General features: G+C 57.8%; 22 protein-coding genes. 13 read left to right on the forward strand and 9 right to left on the reverse strand.

Annotation, left to right across the window (positions count from 1 at the left end; all coding sequences use genetic code 11):
- Positions 1-76: 76 nt before the first annotated feature.
- Together ACK3EW_RS01070 and ACK3EW_RS01075 are read right to left on the reverse strand one after the other, a co-directional pair.
- Entirely contained in the window at positions 77-547 is a 471-nt protein-coding gene (locus ACK3EW_RS01070; RefSeq protein ID WP_493808123.1) for a hypothetical protein, read from the reverse strand.
- A 50-nt stretch (positions 548-597) separates the two neighbouring features.
- On the reverse strand, positions 598-1,179 hold the full coding sequence (locus tag ACK3EW_RS01075; RefSeq protein WP_493808124.1) for an FMN-dependent NADH-azoreductase: 582 nt from the start codon (positions 1,177-1,179) through the stop codon (positions 598-600).
- Positions 1,180-1,291: 112 nt separating this feature from the next.
- On the opposite strand from ACK3EW_RS01075, the gene ACK3EW_RS01080 reads away from it, so the two are divergent.
- Together ACK3EW_RS01080 and ACK3EW_RS01085 are read left to right on the forward strand one after the other, a co-directional pair.
- Entirely contained in the window at positions 1,292-2,179 is an 888-nt protein-coding gene (locus tag ACK3EW_RS01080; RefSeq protein ID WP_439118535.1) for a LysR family transcriptional regulator, read from the forward strand.
- Positions 2,163-3,092: a DMT family transporter gene (locus ACK3EW_RS01085; RefSeq protein WP_493808125.1), complete on the forward strand. Its 930-nt coding sequence runs from the start codon at positions 2,163-2,165 to the stop codon at positions 3,090-3,092. Before ACK3EW_RS01080 ends, ACK3EW_RS01085 begins: the two co-directional genes overlap by 17 nt.
- Here ACK3EW_RS01085 and ACK3EW_RS01090 read toward each other — a convergent pair.
- Positions 3,081-4,070: a TraB/GumN family protein gene (locus ACK3EW_RS01090; RefSeq protein ID WP_493808126.1), complete on the reverse strand. Its 990-nt coding sequence runs from the start codon at positions 4,068-4,070 to the stop codon at positions 3,081-3,083. The two genes, ACK3EW_RS01085 and ACK3EW_RS01090, sit on opposite strands and share 12 nt — an antisense overlap.
- 81 nt (positions 4,071-4,151) lie before the next feature.
- Between ACK3EW_RS01090 and ACK3EW_RS01095 the strand changes: the two genes are divergently transcribed.
- Positions 4,152-4,817, forward strand: a complete 666-nt coding sequence (locus ACK3EW_RS01095) for a DUF2161 domain-containing phosphodiesterase (protein ID WP_493808127.1) — start codon at positions 4,152-4,154, stop codon at positions 4,815-4,817.
- 12 nt (positions 4,818-4,829) lie between these two features.
- Here the strand turns inward: ACK3EW_RS01095 and ACK3EW_RS01100 are convergent, their stop codons facing one another.
- Positions 4,830-5,453 (reverse strand): hypothetical protein, encoded by a 624-nt coding sequence (locus ACK3EW_RS01100; protein WP_493808128.1) that lies wholly within the window; start codon positions 5,451-5,453, stop codon positions 4,830-4,832.
- A gap of 45 nt (positions 5,454-5,498) precedes the next feature.
- Positions 5,499-7,325 carry a vWA domain-containing protein gene (locus ACK3EW_RS01105; protein ID WP_493808129.1) on the reverse strand — a complete coding sequence of 609 codons (1,827 nt, stop codon included), beginning with the start codon at positions 7,323-7,325 and terminating at the stop codon, positions 5,499-5,501.
- Positions 7,326-7,583: 258 nt separating this feature from the next.
- Here ACK3EW_RS01105 and ACK3EW_RS01110 point away from each other — a divergent pair, with 258 nt between their 5' ends.
- The 8 genes from ACK3EW_RS01110 to ACK3EW_RS01145 all read left to right on the forward strand — a co-directional run bounded on the left by ACK3EW_RS01110 (position 7,584) and on the right by ACK3EW_RS01145 (position 15,423).
- Entirely contained in the window at positions 7,584-8,591 is a 1,008-nt protein-coding gene (locus tag ACK3EW_RS01110; RefSeq protein WP_493808130.1) for an ABC transporter substrate-binding protein, read from the forward strand.
- Between the two features lie 57 nt (positions 8,592-8,648).
- On the forward strand, positions 8,649-9,449 hold the full coding sequence (locus ACK3EW_RS01115) for an ABC transporter ATP-binding protein (RefSeq protein ID WP_439118529.1): 801 nt from the start codon (positions 8,649-8,651) through the stop codon (positions 9,447-9,449).
- A complete protein-coding gene (locus tag ACK3EW_RS01120; protein WP_085627963.1) occupies positions 9,446-10,210 on the forward strand; it encodes an ABC transporter permease in 765 nt (254 codons plus the stop codon). Before ACK3EW_RS01115 ends, ACK3EW_RS01120 begins: the two co-directional genes overlap by 4 nt.
- 172 nt (positions 10,211-10,382) lie before the next feature.
- A complete protein-coding gene (locus ACK3EW_RS01125; RefSeq protein ID WP_085627964.1) occupies positions 10,383-10,694 on the forward strand; it encodes a co-chaperone GroES in 312 nt (103 codons plus the stop codon).
- Between the two features lie 55 nt (positions 10,695-10,749).
- On the forward strand, positions 10,750-12,390 hold the full coding sequence (gene groL, locus ACK3EW_RS01130) for a chaperonin GroEL (protein WP_439118528.1): 1,641 nt from the start codon (positions 10,750-10,752) through the stop codon (positions 12,388-12,390).
- Between the two features lie 221 nt (positions 12,391-12,611).
- Entirely contained in the window at positions 12,612-13,466 is an 855-nt protein-coding gene (locus ACK3EW_RS01135) for a DMT family transporter (protein ID WP_493808131.1), read from the forward strand.
- A gap of 39 nt (positions 13,467-13,505) precedes the next feature.
- On the forward strand, positions 13,506-14,285 hold the full coding sequence (locus ACK3EW_RS01140) for an esterase/lipase family protein (RefSeq protein WP_439118526.1): 780 nt from the start codon (positions 13,506-13,508) through the stop codon (positions 14,283-14,285).
- Positions 14,275-15,423, forward strand: a complete 1,149-nt coding sequence (locus tag ACK3EW_RS01145; RefSeq protein ID WP_493808132.1) for an alpha-D-ribose 1-methylphosphonate 5-triphosphate diphosphatase — start codon at positions 14,275-14,277, stop codon at positions 15,421-15,423. Before ACK3EW_RS01140 ends, ACK3EW_RS01145 begins: the two co-directional genes overlap by 11 nt.
- Here the strand turns inward: ACK3EW_RS01145 and ACK3EW_RS01150 are convergent.
- The 3 genes from ACK3EW_RS01150 to ACK3EW_RS01160 form a co-directional block, all read right to left on the reverse strand.
- Positions 15,420-16,490 (reverse strand): 5-(carboxyamino)imidazole ribonucleotide synthase, encoded by a 1,071-nt coding sequence (locus ACK3EW_RS01150; protein ID WP_493808133.1) that lies wholly within the window; start codon positions 16,488-16,490, stop codon positions 15,420-15,422. The genes ACK3EW_RS01145 and ACK3EW_RS01150 overlap by 4 nt on opposite strands.
- Before the next feature lie 4 nt (positions 16,491-16,494).
- A complete protein-coding gene (gene purE, locus ACK3EW_RS01155) occupies positions 16,495-16,989 on the reverse strand; it encodes a 5-(carboxyamino)imidazole ribonucleotide mutase (RefSeq protein WP_493808134.1) in 495 nt (164 codons plus the stop codon).
- A 74-nt stretch (positions 16,990-17,063) separates the two neighbouring features.
- Positions 17,064-17,288, reverse strand: coding sequence for a YdcH family protein (locus tag ACK3EW_RS01160; protein WP_439118522.1), 225 nt, complete (start codon positions 17,286-17,288; stop codon positions 17,064-17,066).
- A gap of 163 nt (positions 17,289-17,451) precedes the next feature.
- Between ACK3EW_RS01160 and ACK3EW_RS01165 the strand changes: the two genes are divergently transcribed.
- Together ACK3EW_RS01165 and ACK3EW_RS01170 are read left to right on the forward strand one after the other, a co-directional pair.
- A complete protein-coding gene (locus tag ACK3EW_RS01165) occupies positions 17,452-17,865 on the forward strand; it encodes an Hsp20 family protein (protein ID WP_439118521.1) in 414 nt (137 codons plus the stop codon).
- Positions 17,866-17,868: 3 nt separating this feature from the next.
- Positions 17,869-18,096 (forward strand): DUF1150 family protein, encoded by a 228-nt coding sequence (locus ACK3EW_RS01170; protein ID WP_085627971.1) that lies wholly within the window; start codon positions 17,869-17,871, stop codon positions 18,094-18,096.
- Between the two features lie 6 nt (positions 18,097-18,102).
- Here the strand turns inward: ACK3EW_RS01170 and ACK3EW_RS01175 are convergent, their stop codons facing one another.
- Positions 18,103-18,939, reverse strand: a complete 837-nt coding sequence (locus ACK3EW_RS01175; protein ID WP_493808135.1) for a M23 family metallopeptidase — start codon at positions 18,937-18,939, stop codon at positions 18,103-18,105.
- Positions 18,940-19,028 lie beyond the last annotated feature (89 nt).

The following is a 19,028-nucleotide window of genomic DNA, read 5'->3' on the forward strand; positions in this document are numbered from 1 at the left end:
CGGAAAGTCAGACTTCCCGGAATTTCGCGGCTTGTAGGGCAGAACGAGGCGCAGAGTCAAGTTGGGTGGTGGGATGCTAGGCTGAAAGCCACTGGTTGATTGTATCCACCGTTTCGCGATGCCGCCCCAGATTCGAATAGAGATTGCGAAGGGGGCGAAGCGTGCCGTCTACTCGCAAGGCCGGGCAGTAGACATCAATGGTTCCATTACCACCTGACTGCCGGTGCTGCTTGACGTCAAGTTCTGCGCTTTCGACATCGGCCAAGTCGATCGTGTCGGACCGATAGCTGGTCAGAGTGCGATGGCGCAGTGTAACAGTGCCGCTTGTCCGATCGAAAATCACCTGATCTCGCCGCACAAAGCCCTTGAACAGGAGTGTTCCGACAATCAGGAACGGCACAGCGAAGAAACCTTCCGGATAGCCGTTGAAGGGCAGAATTGCGATGCAGATGGTTGATGCCAGGATAATGACGCCAAACAGAATGCCAAACATCCAAGGCGTGTGATCAAGGATCAGTTGATCTGGTGTGTGTCGCGTGATTTTCATGGGGCGCAAGCCTAGCTGCGCCCCTGTTGTCTGGTCCAGACTTTTGCGTCTCAGGCGGCAAGGGCCTCAAGCGCCGCGTTTGCCTTGGCGTGCGATGCGTCTGCATCGACCATCAACTGGTCCGCAGCGACAAACTGCACATCGGTGATGCCGACAAAGCCCAGCACATGGCGCAGGTAGCCGCTGGCAAAGTCGATCTCGGACCCGACCTGTGTGCCGCCGGACGTGATCGCCACAATGGCGCGTTTGCCGGTCAGCAGGCCTTGGGGGCCGGATTCGGAGTACTTGAAGGTGATCCCGGCACGGGCAATCAGATCGACCCATGTTTTCAGGGTCGCGGGAATGCCGAAGTTGTAGATCGGCGCACCGATGACGATGGTATCGGCAGCCTTGAGTTCTGCGATCAGCGTGTCGGACAGTGCGAGTGTCTCGCGCTGTGTGTCGGTGCGCTGGTCCTCGGGTGTCCAATTGGCGTTAAGCCAATCGCCGTCGATGGCAGGCACGGCAACGGCCAGATCGCGAGTGATCACGGTCGTGGGGGCAAGTCGGTCGACAATGCGTTGTGTCAGGGCGCGGCTTTCAGAGCCGGTGTGGCGGGCGGATGCGTCGATCCGAAGTACGGTTTTTGTCATGGGACTCTCCAGTCACGAACTTGTTTGTCTGTGCTGAGTACTTATGTCTTGCGCCAGCGCACGAAATGGGAAGAAATGCGCGGTACGTGTGAGTTGTTGCACAGAGGAATTTATGGAACATTGGGACGAGGTGCGCACTGCGTACCAGGTAGCCCGGCAGGGCACGGTGAGCGGTGCGGCCGAGGTATTGGGCGTTCACCACGCCACTGTCATCCGACACATCGACGCCCTAGAGGCGCGGTTAGGAGTCAAGCTTTTTCAACGTCATGCGCGCGGATATACCCCGACCGAATCCGGCGAAGACCTGGCGCGTGTCGCTCAGACAACGGAGGATCAACTCCAGCAACTGGTTGGTCGCATCCGCGGGCGTGGGGCGGATGTGAGCGGTGATCTGATGGTCACATCGATTGTCGAGCTTTCAGATTTCCTTGTCCCGGTCCTGTCTGATTTCAAGGATGGCTACCCCGATGTTGTCGTGCGCTATCTGACGGATGCTCGTGTGTTTCGGCTGGAGTATGGCGAAGCGCATGTTGCGATCCGGGCGGGGTCAGTACCCGATGAGCCAGACAACGTTGTGCAGCCGCTGACGAAGCTCAAGATCGGGCTCTATGCCTCGAAACGGTACATTGAAAAGCATGGGATGCCAAAAGATGTGGACGATCTGCCCAATCACGTCTTCGTCGGGAACGACAATCCCGATGGGCGCGCGCCGTTCCAGCAATGGCTGCGCTCCAAGGTGCCCTACGACCGCGTGGTGTTCCGGGCAACAGACACCTACAGCATGATCACCGCCGTCCGAAGTGGCGCTGGGATCGGGTTCATGCCGGTTGCGCAGGGAACTGCAGATCCCGAACTGGTCGAAGTGATGCCGCCGAAAGAGGAATGGGCCGCCCCACTGTGGCTTGTGACCCATGTCGATCTGCACCGGACAGCCAAGGTTCAGGCATTGCTGGCGCATCTCAAGGAAGCCGTCAAAGTCTTCGATGCGTCCGAGACCTGACATGGTCGAAGCGCATCGTGGCCACTTTGCCATGCTGGCGTTTTCGGCTTTGGTTGCGGGGTCGTTTTCGCTTGGGTCGATGGCAGCACCGCATATCGCACCGGAGGCATTGAACGCGGTTCGATTTGTGATCGCGTCAGTCATTTTAGCCATTCTGGTCTTTGCAACTGGAGGTATCGACCGTGATGCCTTGCGTGCGCCGTGGCGCTATCTTGTGTTGGCGGTTTTCCTCGTCGCGTATTTCGTTCTGATGTTCGAAGGGCTGAAGACCGGCGCACCTGTGTCGATGGCGGCTGTGTTCACGCTGACGCCTTTGATCGCAGCAGGGTTCGGGTGGGTGCTGCTGCGGCAGGTGATGACAGGGCGGATGGCAATCGCGCTGACGATTGGTGGTTTTGGCGCGTTATGGGTGATTTTTCGCGCGGATCTTGATGTGTTTCTGGCCTTTGGGATAGGCCGAGGCGAGATGATCTATTTCGTCGGCTGCGTTGCCCATGCCGTCTATGCCCCGCTTCTGCCAAAACTGAACCAAGGAGAGCGGCCCGCCGTTTTTACCTTTGGTGTCTTGGTTGCCGGAACGGCCTTGTTGATGATCTTCGGGTATCCGTCGATCACAAAAACCGATTGGGCGGCTTTGCCACCGGTTGTTTGGGTGACGATCCTCTACACCTCCGTCTTTGCCAGCGCGTTGACATTTCTATTGTTGCAGTACGCCAGCATGCGGCTGCCATCAGCCAAGGTCATGGCCTACACCTATTTGACACCAAGCTGGGTGATCCTGTGGGAAATGGCACTGGGCCGCCCGCTACCACCGGTGCTGATTTTGGTTGGCGTTGCGTTGACGATGATAGCTCTTGGGCTTCTTCTTAAAGATGACAGTCAGGTGCGTGGGCGCGTCGCGTCAGAAGGGTAGCCGTTCCAGCGTGAACCCTTCGGCCTGAAGCAGCGCAAGGACGCCATTTTGTCCTGGCAAATGGGCCGCACCGAACGCGGCGACCACGGTGTCGTGCGTCTTTGTCGCCTCGATCAGGACAGGTATCCACGCGCGATTGCGGTCGATCAGAAGCGCCTGCTCCATCGTCGCAAAGATTTTGGCGGCGGAGTCGGATGCGACAGGGCTGTAGCGTTCGGCAAGGATGGTGGACATTGCCCAGCCTTCGGCGGGGGCCTCGTCGAAATAGCTCGCCAGCATGGTTGCGAACAAATCCTCGTTGATGGCCGGATCGACCAAAGAGGACAGCATCATGTCGATTTGTGTCTGTCTGGGTTGGTTCGAGAACGCGGCAAAGATGGTCTCGACGTCTTCGAGGGCTGCGCTTGGGATGCCTTGAGTTTCGGCGATCTCTTCGATCCGAGCATCCATGCCACCCTCCGAGAGATCACCTTGCGCCGCGCATGGCGGGATCGCCAGAAGGATCGACACATACCACGGCTGAAACCGTGCGGCCATGAACGGTGGAACGCCCCGTGCATTCAATGCCTTAGACATCTGATCCCATTGGTCTTCGGTCAAAAGTTCGGGCAGTGTTGTGTCTGGCATGAGTAGCAGACTTGGGTCGGTCGTCAGACGGTTCTGCAGCGCAAGTTCGTCTTCATTGGTCATCTCGAGCAAAAGAAGATCGGCGCTTTCGACGGTTGGCTTGAGCCTGCCTAAAGGCGCATCAAGGCGTGGATCGGACAGATGCATCGTGCCAATCAAATGCAGCGTGGCATCTCCGCGTGTCGCTTTCCAGTGATTGCCGTCAGCAAAAGGCGCATTCGCCAACGCCGCGTCGAGGCGCGATCGTTCCTCCGTTCCAAGCGTGGGGCGCAGATCATTGCCTGAACAGGTCGCAAAGGCAGGCTGTGTCAGGGCCAGAAAACACAGAAGCGACAGCAGGCGGGCAATCATTTAGGCATCCTTTTCCCTTTACTGGCTCTGAAGCTAGGCGCTGTGCTTGTCAGCGGCAAGGCAGTCGCGCATTGATGGGACATGGAGCGTGAAGCCGATCTCTATCCGTTTGTGAAAGCCTTTCTCGAGTTTCAGGGCTATACCGTTAAAGGCGAAGTCGGGGCGGTTGATCTTGTTGCTGTGCGAGGTGACGAAGATCCTCTCGTTGTCGAACTCAAGCTGCGGCTGAACCTGACGCTGTACCATCAAGCGGTGACCCGGCTGCGATTGACGGATCTGGTCTATATTGCCGTGCCTAAGCCTTCAGGCCGCAATGCGCGCCGGGCATTGCGCGAAAACACCATCATGTGCCGGCGTCTTGGTTTGGGGTTCCTGACTGTTCGCAAAGATGGCGTTGTAGAGGCTCAATGCGACCCCGGCCCGTATCTTCCGCGCCGCAATAAAGCCAAGCGGGAAAAGCTGCTGCGCGAGTTTCATCGGCTTGAGGGTGATCCCAATTCCGGTGGCGCAACGCGACATGGGATTGTCACCGCCTACCGGCAAGACGCGCTGCGCTGTGCGATGTATCTGGCCGAGACAGGTGCCGAAAAAGGGGCAATCGTTGCGAAGGCAACGGGTGTCGCAAATGCAACGACCCTGATGCGGGACAACCATTATGGGTGGTTCTGCAAGGTCGAGACAGGTGTTTATGACCTGACGCCGGAAGGCCGTCAGGGCTTGACGGATTGGGGCGAAAGCCTTGGCTAGACAGCAACGCGCCTATTCGACCTTGATCGTCGTCGATGCGATGCTTTCCCGATCCTGTCGGATGAAATATTGCACCACATAATCACCCGGAGTGTCGGGCAAGGTGATCGTCGCCGGGTTGCCGCTTCGGGTATAGGCCCAGCTTTGCCATTGCGCTGAGCCGTTTGCTCCCGCCGGACCAACACCGATGTAGTCTTCGGCATAGTCTGGTCCCGTCCAGCCGATTTCGATGGTCGCACCCGGTGCGGCTGTTTCAGGCGCGATCAGGGTTGCTTCGACAGGTGTTACGGTGATCGGGGTTTCTGCAATGGCCGACCGGTCCTGTCTGACGAAGTACCGAATGACATATTCACCCGGCGTGGCGGGAACCAACAGCTTTGCGGGCGCGCCGTCGCGAGTGTAGGTCCAGTTCTCCCATTGGTTTGAACCATCCGCACCTGCGCGCCCGATCCCAAGGTAATCCTCGCTGTAGTTCGGTCCTGTCCAAACAACGTCGATGGTTGAACCGGCCGGAGCGCTGGCCGGAGCCTGAAGCGATGCTTCGACGGGCTTTAGGGAAATCGGCACTGTCGTGAGAGGCGTGCGGTCCTGCCGTTGGAAATAGGTGATAATGTAATCGCCCGGCTCAACAGGCATCACCAGATCAAGCGGGCTGCCTTGGCGGGTATAGGTCCAGTTCTCTCATTGGTTGGCCCCGTCTGCGCCAGCGCGCCCGATGCCGATATAATCTTCAGCATAGTTTGGGCCGGTCCAGCCAACTTCAATGGTGGCGCCGACGAACGCCTCGGTCGGTGCGGTGATGCTTGCACTGACTGCCGTCAGTGTGATCGGCACCGTTGTGAGAGGCGTACGATCCTGCCGTTGGAAATAGGTGATCACGTAGTCGCCCGGTTCGGCTGGCATCTCAAGGTCAAGAGGGCTGCCCTCACGAGTGTAGGTCCAGTTCTCCCATTGGTTTGCGCCGCTTGCGTCTGACCGCCCGATGCCGATGTAGTCTTCGGCGTAATCAGGACCTGTCCAGCCGACTTCGATGGTCGACCCGGCGACCGCCTCTGTCGGCGCGATGATGCTGGCTGTCACATCTGTTGCGGTGAAGGCAATGGTTGCGAGCGGCGTCCTGTCCTGACGCATGAAATACGTGATTGCATAGTCGCCTGGGTCCGATGGGATGGTCAGTTTTGCTGGTGATCCGTTTCGGACATAGACCCAGTTCTCCCACTGGTTTGCACCGTCAGATCCGACCTTGCCGATACCGATATAGTCCTCGTTATAGTTTGGTCCTGTCCAGTCGACCATGATTTCAGACCCAGCGGCGGCGCTGTCTACGGTCTGCAAGGTCGCCGTTGCGGGCGTGACCATGATCTCGGTTTGACCCAGCGGCTCGCGCCCGTCGCGTTTGAAGTAGCGGATGACATGCGCGCCTGGTGTCGGCGGAACCAACAGATCCACCGGGTTGCCCGACGATGTGTGGCTCCAGTTGCGCCATTGGTTTGCGCCTTCGGCATCCGCGGCGCCGATCCCGATATAATCTTCCGCTCCGTTCGGCCCGTCCCAACCCACTTGGATCGTGCTTCCTGCAACCGCTTCGGCGGGGGCAAGAACCCGCGCTGTTTCTTGCGGTTCGGGAAACGCGATTTGTACCGTTGCGCTGTCCCCGACGGCCACGAATTGGCGCGTCATCTCGGTTTCAAGCGCGACGCTGTATGCGATTACCGTGTAGGACGCTTCCGGCAGTTGCAGATCGAGAGGATTGCCTTCGGTATCGCTGAGGACGGTTTCGGTGTTGCTGGTCAGTTCCCAAAGAACCGGGCCGGACACCAATAAGTCCGTTCCTTCGATCACGGCTGTTAGCGTGGTTGGAACCAAAACAGGTTCGGGTTCCGGTTCGGGCGCTGCTGCGACCTGAGTCAATGCCGCCGTCAACTGGTCTGCCGTGTCGGCAGTAAGGAACTGCCCGCCTGTTTCTTCGGCGATACATTGCATCTGGGCCAGCGCTTCGGGATCAGAGCCAACATCGAAGCCGATCACATGGGCGGTGAAATCAATGCCAGCCTCTTCCAGCAGACGCGCCGCCGCGCATGGATCAGGATTGCAGGTTTCCACCCCGTCGCTGACCAGAATGACGGTCGCTTTTTCTTCGGTGTAGCGCAACGCTTGTGCGGCGGCGATGACGGCATCGGTCATGGGCGTTTTGCCCAAAGGTTTGATCCCGTTCACAGCCGCAACAATATCCGCTGCAGTTCCCGGTGCGGGTGCGACGACGGTTTCGATATCCGTGCATTCACCACGTTCGCGGTGCCCATAAACTGTCAGGCCAAGCCCTTGTTCTGCCGGAAAATCCGAAAGCAGGTTGGCCACCACGTCCTGCGCGATGGTGATCTTGGCAACGCCATCAACCTGCCCCCACATCGAACCCGACCCGTCCATAACCAATACCGTGTTGGGTTGTGTCTGTGCCGACGCCAGTGTCGCAAACAAGGTCAGAGAGAGGGCAAGCAATCGTTGCATCTGTATATCCTGAAATTCAGTGATTCAATAATCTCAGAAAAGCACGTTGAAGCGGTTCTGCACAGACGTTGCGTCTTCGATAGGGCGCTTTTTTCATTTGGCAGGCAGATGGTGCATGCTAATCGTTTGAGCAGCATCATCATAACTGCGTAGGAATTGTGCACAACATGACTGCGGGCTCGTGCAAGCGGTGCTTCGTGTTCCGTTTTCCAAGGTGATGGAACAGGTTTGCGTGCAAATGAAACGGAGAGATACCTGATGTTAAAACAAACGCTGGCGGCGTTCGCCACAACTCTGAGTTTTGCAAGTGCGGCTTTTGCTCAGGCGGATTTTCCGTTCGCGCTCGACTGGAAATTTGAAGGCCCTGCTGCGCCGTATTTCGTCGCGATCGACAACGGCCATTTCGAAGCGGCAGGTCTAAAGGTCGAGATCTCGGCAGGGCAGGGTTCACTTGACGCGATCCCGAAAGTTGCGACTGGCGCATTCCCCGTTGGGTTTGCGGATATCAACTCGTTGATCAAGTTTCTTGACCAAAACCCCGGTGCCCCCGTGACGGCTGTGATGATGGTCTATGACAAGCCACCTTTCGCCATCATCGGCCGCAAGTCTCTGGGCGTTGAAACGCCGAAAGACCTCGAAGGCAAAGTTCTTGGCGCACCTCCGCCCGATGGCGCGTGGGCGCAGTTCCCGGCCTTTGCTATTGCCAATGATCTGGATGTGGCCTCCATCACGGTTGAGCCGGTTGGTTTCCCGACCCGCGAACCGATGTTGGCCGAGGGCAACGTGGCCGCCATCACCGGCTTCTCGTTTTCGTCCTATCTGAACCTCGTGCGTCTTGGCGTCCCGGAAGAGGATATCTCGACCATCCTGATGGCGGATTATGGCCTCTCGCTCTATGGCAACGCGATCATCGCGAACACAAACTTCGCCGCGGACAATCCCGAGCTGATCACAGGCTTTCTTGGTGCTGTGGCAGCGGGTTGGAAAGATGTGATCGCAGACCCGGATACGGCAATCGCAAGCTTGATCGAACGCAACCCGGCCGCCGACGCAGAGCTTGAAAAGCGTCGTCTGGAACTGTCCATCAACGCCAACGTCGCCACGGACTTTGCGATGGAAAATGGCATGGGCGGAATTGATGATGCGCGTATGGCAAAAGCCATCGAGCAAATCGCGCAGACATACGAGTTCCAGAATGAACCAACTGCGAGTCTCTATTTCACCGATGCGTATCTGCCTGACGCCAGCGCGCGTATGTTGAAATAAATCTACCATCGGGCCGGTCATGCTCACATGATCGGCCCTTGATCTCAGGCGGTGCGCGTGTCGGAAAATCTTATTGAAATCAAAGGCGTGCGGCACGCCTACCCAACCAAGTCTGGGCCATTGCCGGTTCTTGACGGTCTAGAACTTAGTGTTCCGGAAGGTGGATTTGCCGCCGTTGTCGGGCCGTCGGGCTGCGGAAAATCCACTTTGACCAGATTGATCGCGGGTTTGATGAAACCTGATCATGGTGAAGTCTGGTTGCATGGCGAATTGGTCAAAGGGCCTAAGTCGACAGTGGGTATGGCCTTTCAGAACCCCGTTCTGCTGGAATGGCGCACGATTTTGCAAAACGTGATGCTGCCGTTGGAAATCGTGCCGACCAAACTCAGCAAACGTGAACAGGAAGACCGGGCACGCAAGCTTCTGGCGCTGGTCGGTCTTGAGGGGTTCGAGGAAAAACGCCCCAGCGAATTGTCTGGCGGGATGCGCCAGCGCGCGTCGCTGTGCCGGTCGATTGTTCATAAACCTGACGTTTTGATCTTGGACGAACCGTTCGGTGCGCTGGATGCCTTCACCCGTGAAGACTTGTGGCAAACCATGCACAAAGTGAAGGCAGAAGAGCCGTTCACCGGTGTTCTCATCACCCACGACCTGCGCGAGTCAATCTTTCTGGCCGATCAGGTGGTGGTGCTGTCCGGGCGTCCTGCAAAAACCCAATACGTGATGGACGTGCACCTGACCGGGGACCGGGACATCGAACATCTGTATACGCCCGAATCCGCCGAGGCGTTGAATATCCTGCGCCACCAGATTCAGATCGCGCAGGGCCGCACCGAAGCGGAGGAGCCTGCAAAATGACTTTTCGTCAGATCCTTGTTCCACTCTCTGCGATTGTGCTTTTCGGGGTGCTTTGGGAATTTCTTGTGTGGGTAAACGGCTGGCCGAATTATGTGATGGCCTCGCCGTCCGACCTGCCGCCGGCCTATGCCCGCTATTGGGAGCTGTTCCTTGTGATGGGCTGGCAAACCCTTTGGAGGACTGTCGTCGGCCTGCTTTTGGCCATCGCATTCGGCATCTTTCTGGGGATGGTCATGGGCTTCTCGCGCACGATGCGGGACGCGCTCTATCCGCTTCTTGTGGGGTTCAACGCGATCCCCAAGGCGACAGTAGTGCCCATCGTGGCCTTGTTGTTTGTGGGGGATCACAACTTCAACACGATCCTCATCGCATTCATGATCTCGTTCTTTCCGATCGCGGTTTCGGTCTCTATCGGCCTCAGTACTCTAGAGCCGGAGTACCGGGACATTCTCGCCTCTCTAGGGGCATCCAAGACTACGATCTTCTGGAAAATCGCATTGCCGAAAACGCTTCCCGAATTCTTCGGCGCGCTCAAAGTGGCTGTGACACTTGCGTTCATCGGCACCAATCTGATGGAAATCGTGTCGCCGCACGGCCGTGGCCTCGGGGCATTGTTCGACTCCGGCAAGACGAACTCGGACTATCCGCTTATGTTCGCTGTGTTGATTGCTTTGGCGCTGATGGGGATTGTTCTTTATTACGTGGTCGTTGCGTTGGAAAAGATCTTTGCAGGATGGGCGGAACGGTCGCCGAGCTACTGAATACAAGCCCTATCAACCCTCTATTTTCGTGAAAAATTTACAATTGAGCATGTTGACTCACGCTTTCGCGATGCCTAGTTATCCGCCGTTAGCACTCAGCTACAGAGAGTGACAACAGTCCTTCGGGGAGCGAGGGACTTTTAGTGGAAACTTTGAGTAAGGAGACTCGAAGATGGCATTCAAACCGCTTCATGACCGCGTGCTGGTCCGTCGCACAGAAAGTGACGAAAAAACTGCTGGTGGCCTGATCATCCCAGATAGCGCCAAAGAAAAGCCGGCAGAAGGCGTGGTTGTTGCGTGTGGCGAAGGCGCGCGCAAGGACAGTGGCGAGCTGATCGAGATGGCTGTTGCAGCCGGCGACAAGGTCCTTTTCGGCAAATGGTCGGGCACAGAAGTGACGGTCAATGGCGAAGAACTCCTCATCATGAAGGAGTCGGACATCCTCGGCATCATCACGGACGACGCAGCAGCGAAAGCTGCCTGAACACCCGTCGTGGTTCCAAACAAATACCTCTGACTACATTAGTGGAGACTAAGCGATGTCTGCGAAAGACGTAAAATTCAATACAGACGCCCGTTCGCGCATGCTGAAGGGTGTCAACATCCTCGCCGACGCGGTGAAGGTGACACTCGGCCCGAAAGGCCGTAACGTCGTGCTTGATAAATCCTTCGGCGCACCGCGCATCACAAAAGACGGTGTGTCTGTTGCCAAGGAAATCGAACTGGAAGACAAGTTCGAGAACATGGGCGCACAGATGGTGAAGGAAGTTGCTTCCCGCACCAACGACGAAGCCGGTGACGGCACCACCACAGCAACCGTTCTGGCCCAAGCCATCGTAAAAGAAGGCATGAAGTCGGTTGCAGCGGGCATGAACCCGATGGACCTCAAGCGCGGCATTGACCTCGCGACGTCCAAGGTTGTTGAAGCCATCAAAGCCGCAGCACGTGACGTGACCGACAGCGACGAAGTCGCACAGGTTGGTACGATCTCTGCAAACGGCGAAGCTGAAATCGGTCGCCAGATCGCGGACGCAATGCAGAAAGTCGGCAACGAGGGTGTGATCACCGTCGAAGAAAACAAAGGCCTCGAGACCGAGACCGATGTCGTCGAAGGCATGCAGTTCGACCGTGGCTACCTCAGCCCCTATTTCGTGACAAACGCTGACAAGATGACAGCCGAGCTGGAGGACTGCATTGTCCTGCTGCACGAGAAAAAGCTGTCCTCGCTTCAGCCGATGGTTCCGCTGCTCGAGCAGGTGATCCAGTCGCAGAAACCGCTGCTGATCATCGCAGAAGACGTCGAAGGCGAAGCGCTGGCGACCCTCGTGGTCAACAAGCTGCGTGGCGGCCTCAAGATTGCTGCCGTGAAAGCACCGGGCTTTGGTGATCGCCGCAAGGCAATGTTGCAGGACATCGCGATCCTGACAGGTGGCCAGGTCATCTCCGAAGACCTGGGCATGAAGCTCGAAAACGTGACCATGGACATGCTTGGTTCCGCCAAGAAAATCCAGATCACCAAAGACGAGACCACCATCGTTGACGGCGCAGGCGAGAAGGCCGAGATTGAGGCACGCGTTGCTCAGATCCGTAACCAGATCGAAGAAACCACGTCCGATTACGATCGTGAAAAGCTTCAGGAACGCGTTGCGAAACTCGCAGGCGGTGTTGCAGTCATCCGCGTTGGCGGCATGACCGAAATCGAAGTGAAAGAGCGCAAAGACCGCGTTGACGATGCACTGAATGCGACACGTGCCGCTGTTCAGGAAGGTATCGTCGTTGGTGGTGGTGTTGCTCTGGTTCAGGCCGGCAAAAAGCTTGAAGGTCTCACAGGTGCAAACAGCGACCAGAACGCCGGTATCGCCATTGTCCGCAAGGCACTGGAAGCACCGCTGCGTCAGATCGCGGAAAACGCAGGCGTCGACGGTTCCGTCGTTGCTGGCAAAATCCGTGAAAGCGAAGACCTCAAGTTCGGCTACAACGCGCAGACCGACGAATATGGCGACATGTTCAAGTTCGGCGTTATTGACCCGGCCAAGGTTGTGCGTACCGCTCTGGAAGATGCGTCCTCCATCGCTGGTCTGCTGATCACAACCGAAGCCATGGTTGCCGACAAGCCGCAGAAAGAAGGCGCTGGTGGCGGCGGCATGCCCGACATGGGTGGCATGGGCGGCATGATGTAATCAGCAGATGTCCTTCGGGACGTCTGTCGATCAAGCCGACACAAGTTTTGAGCAAGGGCGCCTTTGGGCGCCTTTGTTTTTGAAGGCAAGGTCGGCGCTTACGACTTCGTCAACACTGCTCCAAATTCTTCGAAAGACGAAGCTGGGGCTGTGGCTTCGGACACGGTGCAAACGCGCAGATGGTGTCTGGCAACTGGCAGCGCAAAGCGGTAGCCAATCGCATGCGCCTTTTTTTCCTGACCATCCTGACTCTGATTGCCTTCGCGTCGAACTCGATTCTGAACCGCGTCGCACTTGCGTCAGGCGACATTGACGCTGTTGCGTTCGGGGTTGTCCGTTTGTGCGCTGGCGCAGTTATGCTGACGGTTCTCGTGATGCTACGTGATCGACGGCTGGCGCTTGGTGGAACTGGCCGCACGGTGGGCGTGCTGTCGCTGCTGATCTATATCTTCGGGTTTTCCCTTGCCTATGTCAGTCTTGATGCGGGATTGGGCGCCCTTATTCTATTTGGGCTTGTGCAGATCACGATGTTTGCTGGCTCTCTGATCAGCGGCGAAAGGCCCGCCGCGAGGCGTTGGATTGGCGCTGCAGTCGCGTTTGGTGGGTTGGTATGGCTGTTGTGGCCGGGTCATTCTGCGACCCCCAGCCTTTGGCACGCGGGTCTGATGGCCATCGCAGGTGTGGCTTGGGGGATCTATTCGCTCAATGGACGCAGCACCTCTGATGCCTTGGGGGCCACCGCTGCGAATTTCTGTATTTCAGCAGCCATCGCCTGTGCAGGTTCGGGTGTGGCCATCGGAGTCTTCGGTGGCATCCATCTTTCAGAGGCGACAATGTTTGGTATCGCGATGGCTGTTCTTGCGGGCGCGGTGACATCCGGTATTGGGTACTCCATGTGGTACACGGTGCTTCCGCATCTGCGGGGCAGCACCGCTGCGGTCACACAACTGACTGTGCCTGTGATCGCCATTGCTGGCGGAGCCGTGCTTTTGTCCGAGTCGGTCACACCACGATTGATCGTGGCGGCACTGCTTGTTTTGGGTGGCGTTCTTCTCGCCGTGACGTCGCGGCGCTAGGGCCTTCCTAAACTTGTGTGCAGCGCGTATCTGACAGTCATGTTCCGACATTTTGCCCTGTCTCTTGCAGCTGCGTTATCTGTTGCCTCCGCATCGCCGGCCAAGGCGGATTGCGTCGTGCTGTTGCATGGGTTGGCGCGCACAGAGACCTCCTTTGCTCTGATGCAGTCCGTCCTCGAAGCAAAAGGTTACACAGTTCACGCACCGGGGTATCCTTCGACCACGGCCCGTATCCAGACTTTGGTTGAGGAAACGCTCCCAAGCGCAGTCGCCGCATGTGGCGAAGAGCGTGTGCATTTTGTCACCCACTCGATGGGAGGCATCCTGCTGCGCTTCTGGCTCAAGGATCAGCGCCCGGCAAACCTTGGGCGGGTTGTCATGTTGGCCCCGCCGAACAAAGGCAGTGAGCTGGTCGATGAACTTGGCGGGTTAGAGCTGTTCGAGTGGCTCAATGGCCCTGCGGGGCAGCAGTTGGGTACTGCGCCCGGTGATCTTCCGAAATCCTTGCCTCCGGTGACGTTCGAACTTGGGGTGATTGCAGGCACACGGTCCTTAAATCCGTTCTTTTCCAGCCTCATCCCGGGCGATGATGATGGAAAGGTCTCTGTCGAATCTACCAAGGTCGCTGGAATGAAAGCGCATCTGACGATGTCCGTTAGCCATACATTCATTATGCAGGCTCCGTCTGTCATTGCGCAGGTCGATCTTTTTCTGCGGACGGGTCGATTCGACCCGGAACTGGACTGGACCCAATCCATCAACACTGAAGAATTGGTCTGTATGTTCGGGATGTGTCCGGAGCCCGCAAATGAGCCTTGAGATAACCCTTGTCGGAGCGCGCGTTCTTACCCCTGACGGCTGGTCCGAAGCTCCTGTCGGTCTCGCCGAGGGGCGACTTGTGGTCGGAGGTTCTGGGCGTGAAGTTGATCTGTCCGGATATCTTGTCCTTCCGGGAATTGTTGATCCGCATGGGGATGGGTTCGAACGCCACATGGCTCCGCGCCGGGGCGCTTTGAGAGAAGCGGAACACGGTGTTGTTGCAGCGGCGGCCGAACTGGCGGCCAATGGCATCACCACCGCTATTCTGGCGCAGTTCTTTTCATGGGAAGGTGGCATGCGCGGCCCCGACTTTGCCGAGCATGTGTTCGAAAGTGTCACTGCGGTGCGCGATGCGGTTCCCGTTGATCTACGCCTGCAGTTGCGGCTTGAGACCCATCTCCTCGACGACTTTGCCCGGGCGGAGGCAGCGGTTGACCGGTTTGGCATCGGCTATGTTGTGTTTAACGATCACCTGCCGCACCAGCGCCTAGCGGAAGGGCGCAAGCCGCCGCGTCTGACCGGGCAAGCGCTCAAGAGCGGAAGAAGCCCCGAAACACACCTGGCTTTGATGCAGAGCCTGCATGAGCGGACCTCAGAAGTGCCTGCCGCCCTTGATGCGCTGACTGTGCGGCTTGTCAAAAAAGCAATTGTCCTTGGAAGCCATGACGACAGCACCCCCGAAGACCGTCGGGAATGGGCCGCGCGCGGTGCGACTGTCAGCGAATTTCCCGAAACACTCGAAGCGGCGCAAGCGGCGCGAGAGGACGGTTCGCATATTGTGTTGGGTGCGCCAAATGTCGTGCGCGGGGCCAGCCATGCTGGCAACATCGCAGCATCGGAACTGGTGGCGCACGGTCTGTGCGATGCACTGGCGTCGGATTACCATTACCCGTCCCCCTTGCGTGCAGCATTCCGGCTCGAAGAGCTGGGCCTCTGCGACCTCGCCTCTTCTTGGGCCATGCTGTCCTCAGGGCCAGCGCAGATGCTTGGCCTCGCGGATCGTGGCACCCTTGAGATTGGTAAGCGTGCCGATCTGATCGTCGTTGATCCAACCACCCGCCGGGTAGAGGCGACCATTGCCGCCGGTCGCGTTGCGCATCTCACCGGTACAGTCGCGGAACGCTTCCTGCGCAGTTAGCCCCGCTTGATGTGGTTCACATGGCCCATCTTGCGACCGGGCTTGACCTCGGCCTTACCGTAAAGGTGCAGCGCGCAGTCCGGCGTATTCGCAAGCTCAGGCACCCGATCCATATCATCGCCGATCAGGTTCTCCATCACGACATCCGCATGACGTTGACCGTCGCCCAAGGGCCAGCCAGTGATGGCGCGGATGTGCTGTTCGAACTGATCCACAGAGCAGCCGTTTTGTGTCCAATGTCCGGAATTATGCACACGCGGCGCGATCTCGTTCACGATAAGGCCGCTGGAGGTGACGAACAACTCAACACCCATCACACCCACATAGTTCAAGGCATTGGCGATCTTGGCAGCGAGAAGCACCGCATCGGTGCGTTGGCTGGCAGTGAGGCGTGCGGGAACTGTCGTCGTGCGCAGGATGCCGTCGCTGTGTACGTTCTCGCCAGGATCAAAGGCCGCGACGGCCCCATCCAGACTGCGTGCGGCGATCACCGACACTTCGTGCGAGAAATTCACAAACCCTTCCAGAAGGGCAGGTGCCCCCTGCATATCTGCCAATGCCAACGCGGCATCGTCGCGCGACATGATGCGGGCCTGCCCTTTGCCATCATAGCCGAAGCGGCGGGTCTTCAGGATCGACGGTGTGCCGATCTCGTCCAGCGCCGTCTCGAGGCTGGCTGCATCGGTGATGTCCGCAAATGGCGCTGTCTGCAGGCCCAAATCCTGAAGAAACGTCTTTTCTGTCAAACGGTCCTGACTGACACGAAGCGCCTCGCGACCGGGATGGATCGGGGCAAGATCCTGCAACAGGTCAAGCGCGGCTGTCGGGATGTTCTCGAACTCATAGGTGATGATGTCCACCGACTGACCGAAAGCCCGCAAGGCGGCCTCGTCGTCATAGGCGGCTGTGGTTACCTGATCGGCGACGTGCCCAGCTGGTGGGGTCGCGCCGGGTTCAAAGATGTGGCAGCGAAAACCAAGACGGCTGGCCGCCACCGACAGCATTCGGCCCAATTGACCACCACCAATGATGCCAATGGTCGATCCGATGGGAAGCGCAAGCGTCATGGCGTTATCCGTCGTCAGAGGGAGTATCAGGGATGGACGCCGACAGATCGGCGCGCCACTGGTCAAGACGGGCGGCAAGATCACCATCCTGCAAGGCCAGAATGCCCGCAGCCATCAATCCGGCATTGGCTGCACCGGCAGACCCGATAGCCATTGTGGCCACTGGAAATCCTCGCGGCATCTGCAAGATCGAATAAAGACTATCGACACCCGAAAGGGCGCGCGTCTGTACCGGCACACCAATCACCGGAATACGGGTCTTCGACGCCATCATTCCGGGCAAGTGCGCCGCCCCACCTGCACCTGCGATGATGACCTGCAAACCGCGCTCGACGGCAGTTTTGCCATAGTCCCAAAGCCGGTCAGGTGTGCGATGTGCGGACACAATCTTTGTCTCGTAGGGCACGTTCAGCGCGTCCAGCATTTCGGCCGCTTCTTTCATAGTCGGCCAGTCTGACTGGCTTCCCATTATGATGCCGACCTTGATCGATTCTGACATGGCGCTGCGCCCCTTCAGGTGTTCGGAGCGCGCACTATAGCCAGATCGGATCGGGGGGCAACTCGGCCCTGATATCAGGCGATGATATCAGGCAGAAGCCGATCTTCGATCTGGGCGATCTTGTCCTTCAAGACCAGCTTTTTCTTTTTCAGCCGCTGCAGGGTCAGCTGATCCGCTGTTCCGGTTTCCTGCAACGCGCGAATGGCCTCGTCCAAATCGCGGTGCTCGCGGCGAAACACCTCGAGTTCGACCTTCAGGACGTCGTCTGTTTTCATCGACAGATCAGTAGGAGCATTCATGATGCAGCGCGGTCCCCGAAAAGTGGCTGAGACCAGCAAGATAACCGCATTCTGCGATTCCGCAAAGCCCTTGCGTCTTGCTTGTCGCGCCCCCATATTTCTTTGTGAACGGTCGCCAGAATGGGGCCGCACCAACACAGTCGCTTGCACAAAGGACGTGTCGATGACGAAACTGACCTTGGGATCCTATCCCCATCTGCTTGGATTCGAGCAATTGGAGCGTTTGCTGGAACGCACTGCGAAATCCGGCAACGAAGGTTATCCCCCCTTCAATATCGAACAGACCTCCGAAGGATCGTACAGGATCACTTTGGCAGTGGCAGGTTTTCGGGAACAAGATCTGGCGATCACCGTTGAGGATAGACAGCTTGTGATCCGCGGACGCCAGCACGACGACACAGCCGATCGGGTGTTCCTGCATCGTGGGATCGCCGCGCGCCAGTTCCAGCGCAGCTTTGTGCTTGCTGATGGGGTCGAAGTCGGTGAGGCGATCATGGAAAACGGGCTGCTGCATGTCGATCTGACCATGTTGCGTCCCGAGACCGTGGTTCAGACAATCCAGATCAGGAAGGGTTAATCCATGAATACGCCATTTGATTTCAAAGATGCCGACCAGTCCAACCTTGTCTATGTGCGCCCGGTGGCAGTTGCGGACTTGCCGGATGAAGTGCGGGGCGAGCTTGGGGACGAAACAACCATCTACGCCGTCCACCGTGCCGATGGGGAGCGTTTGGCACTTGTGAAGGACCGCAAGCTGGCATTCATGCTGGCGCGACAGAATGATTTTGCACCCGTCACGGTGCACTGAGCTCGTCTAGTTTTCTGCGCGCAGCGTCGTACCTGCGGCGGGGCATTTTAATGGCCCCGCAGATGTGGCAAAGCGAAATGGCAGCGTTTCGCTTGTCACACCTACATCGCCTCGAACCACATCGAAATGCAGGTGTGGTCCGGTGGATTGCCCGGTGTTTCCTGAATAACCGATCAGCGTACCCGCGCGGACGCGGTCTCCCATGTTCACGCTGACGCCTCCCTGCTGCAGGTGAAAATACTGCGCAAGGGTGCGGTCCGAATGCTGGATGATCACGTAGTTGCCAAGATCCTGATACTGCGCACCCGGCCCTCCGCTGCGGGAATCTTCTTTTAGATCGACGACAATCCCATCACGCGCTGCGTGAATCGGTGTCCCTTGGGGCATGTCGAAATCGACGGCAAAGCGCCGTGCGCCAAAATGGGTAAAACTGCCGTTGCAGCTCTGACCGACAGTGAAGGCCTGTCCCGGGGCAAACGGCAGCATATATGCGTGTCGATCGTCGTGTCGCGCGGTGTAATCGCCTCGGCTCCACGTGAAATTGTAACGATAGGACCAAGCGCCAGCCTGCCTCTGAGACAGTTTGAAAAGCTGCACCCGTTGGTTGCCGTCCAGAACAAAAGGACCCGCGCCGCCCTCGCTGCGCCCAAGGTTTTTCAGGTCCAGCGTGATGTCCAGCGTGACCGGCAGGAAGGGATAAAGGTTCTCAGCATAAAACGTGATCGTATTGCCGTTCTGCACGGTCTCGATGCAAACCTTCTGAAATTTGGTGTCACACGACCGATCTGCCGCAGCGAGTGTTGGCGCACATAGAGCCAAAGCGAAAAGAAATCGTCGAAACATGGCACCAGCCCTTCTCGAGAACTTGAGACAGTTGGACATGTCGCTGTGTCGTGCGCAACCGTGTTCCGGCACAGGCCGTGGCAAAAAAG

This window comes from Marivita sp. NO-S04, from assembly GCF_059070475.1.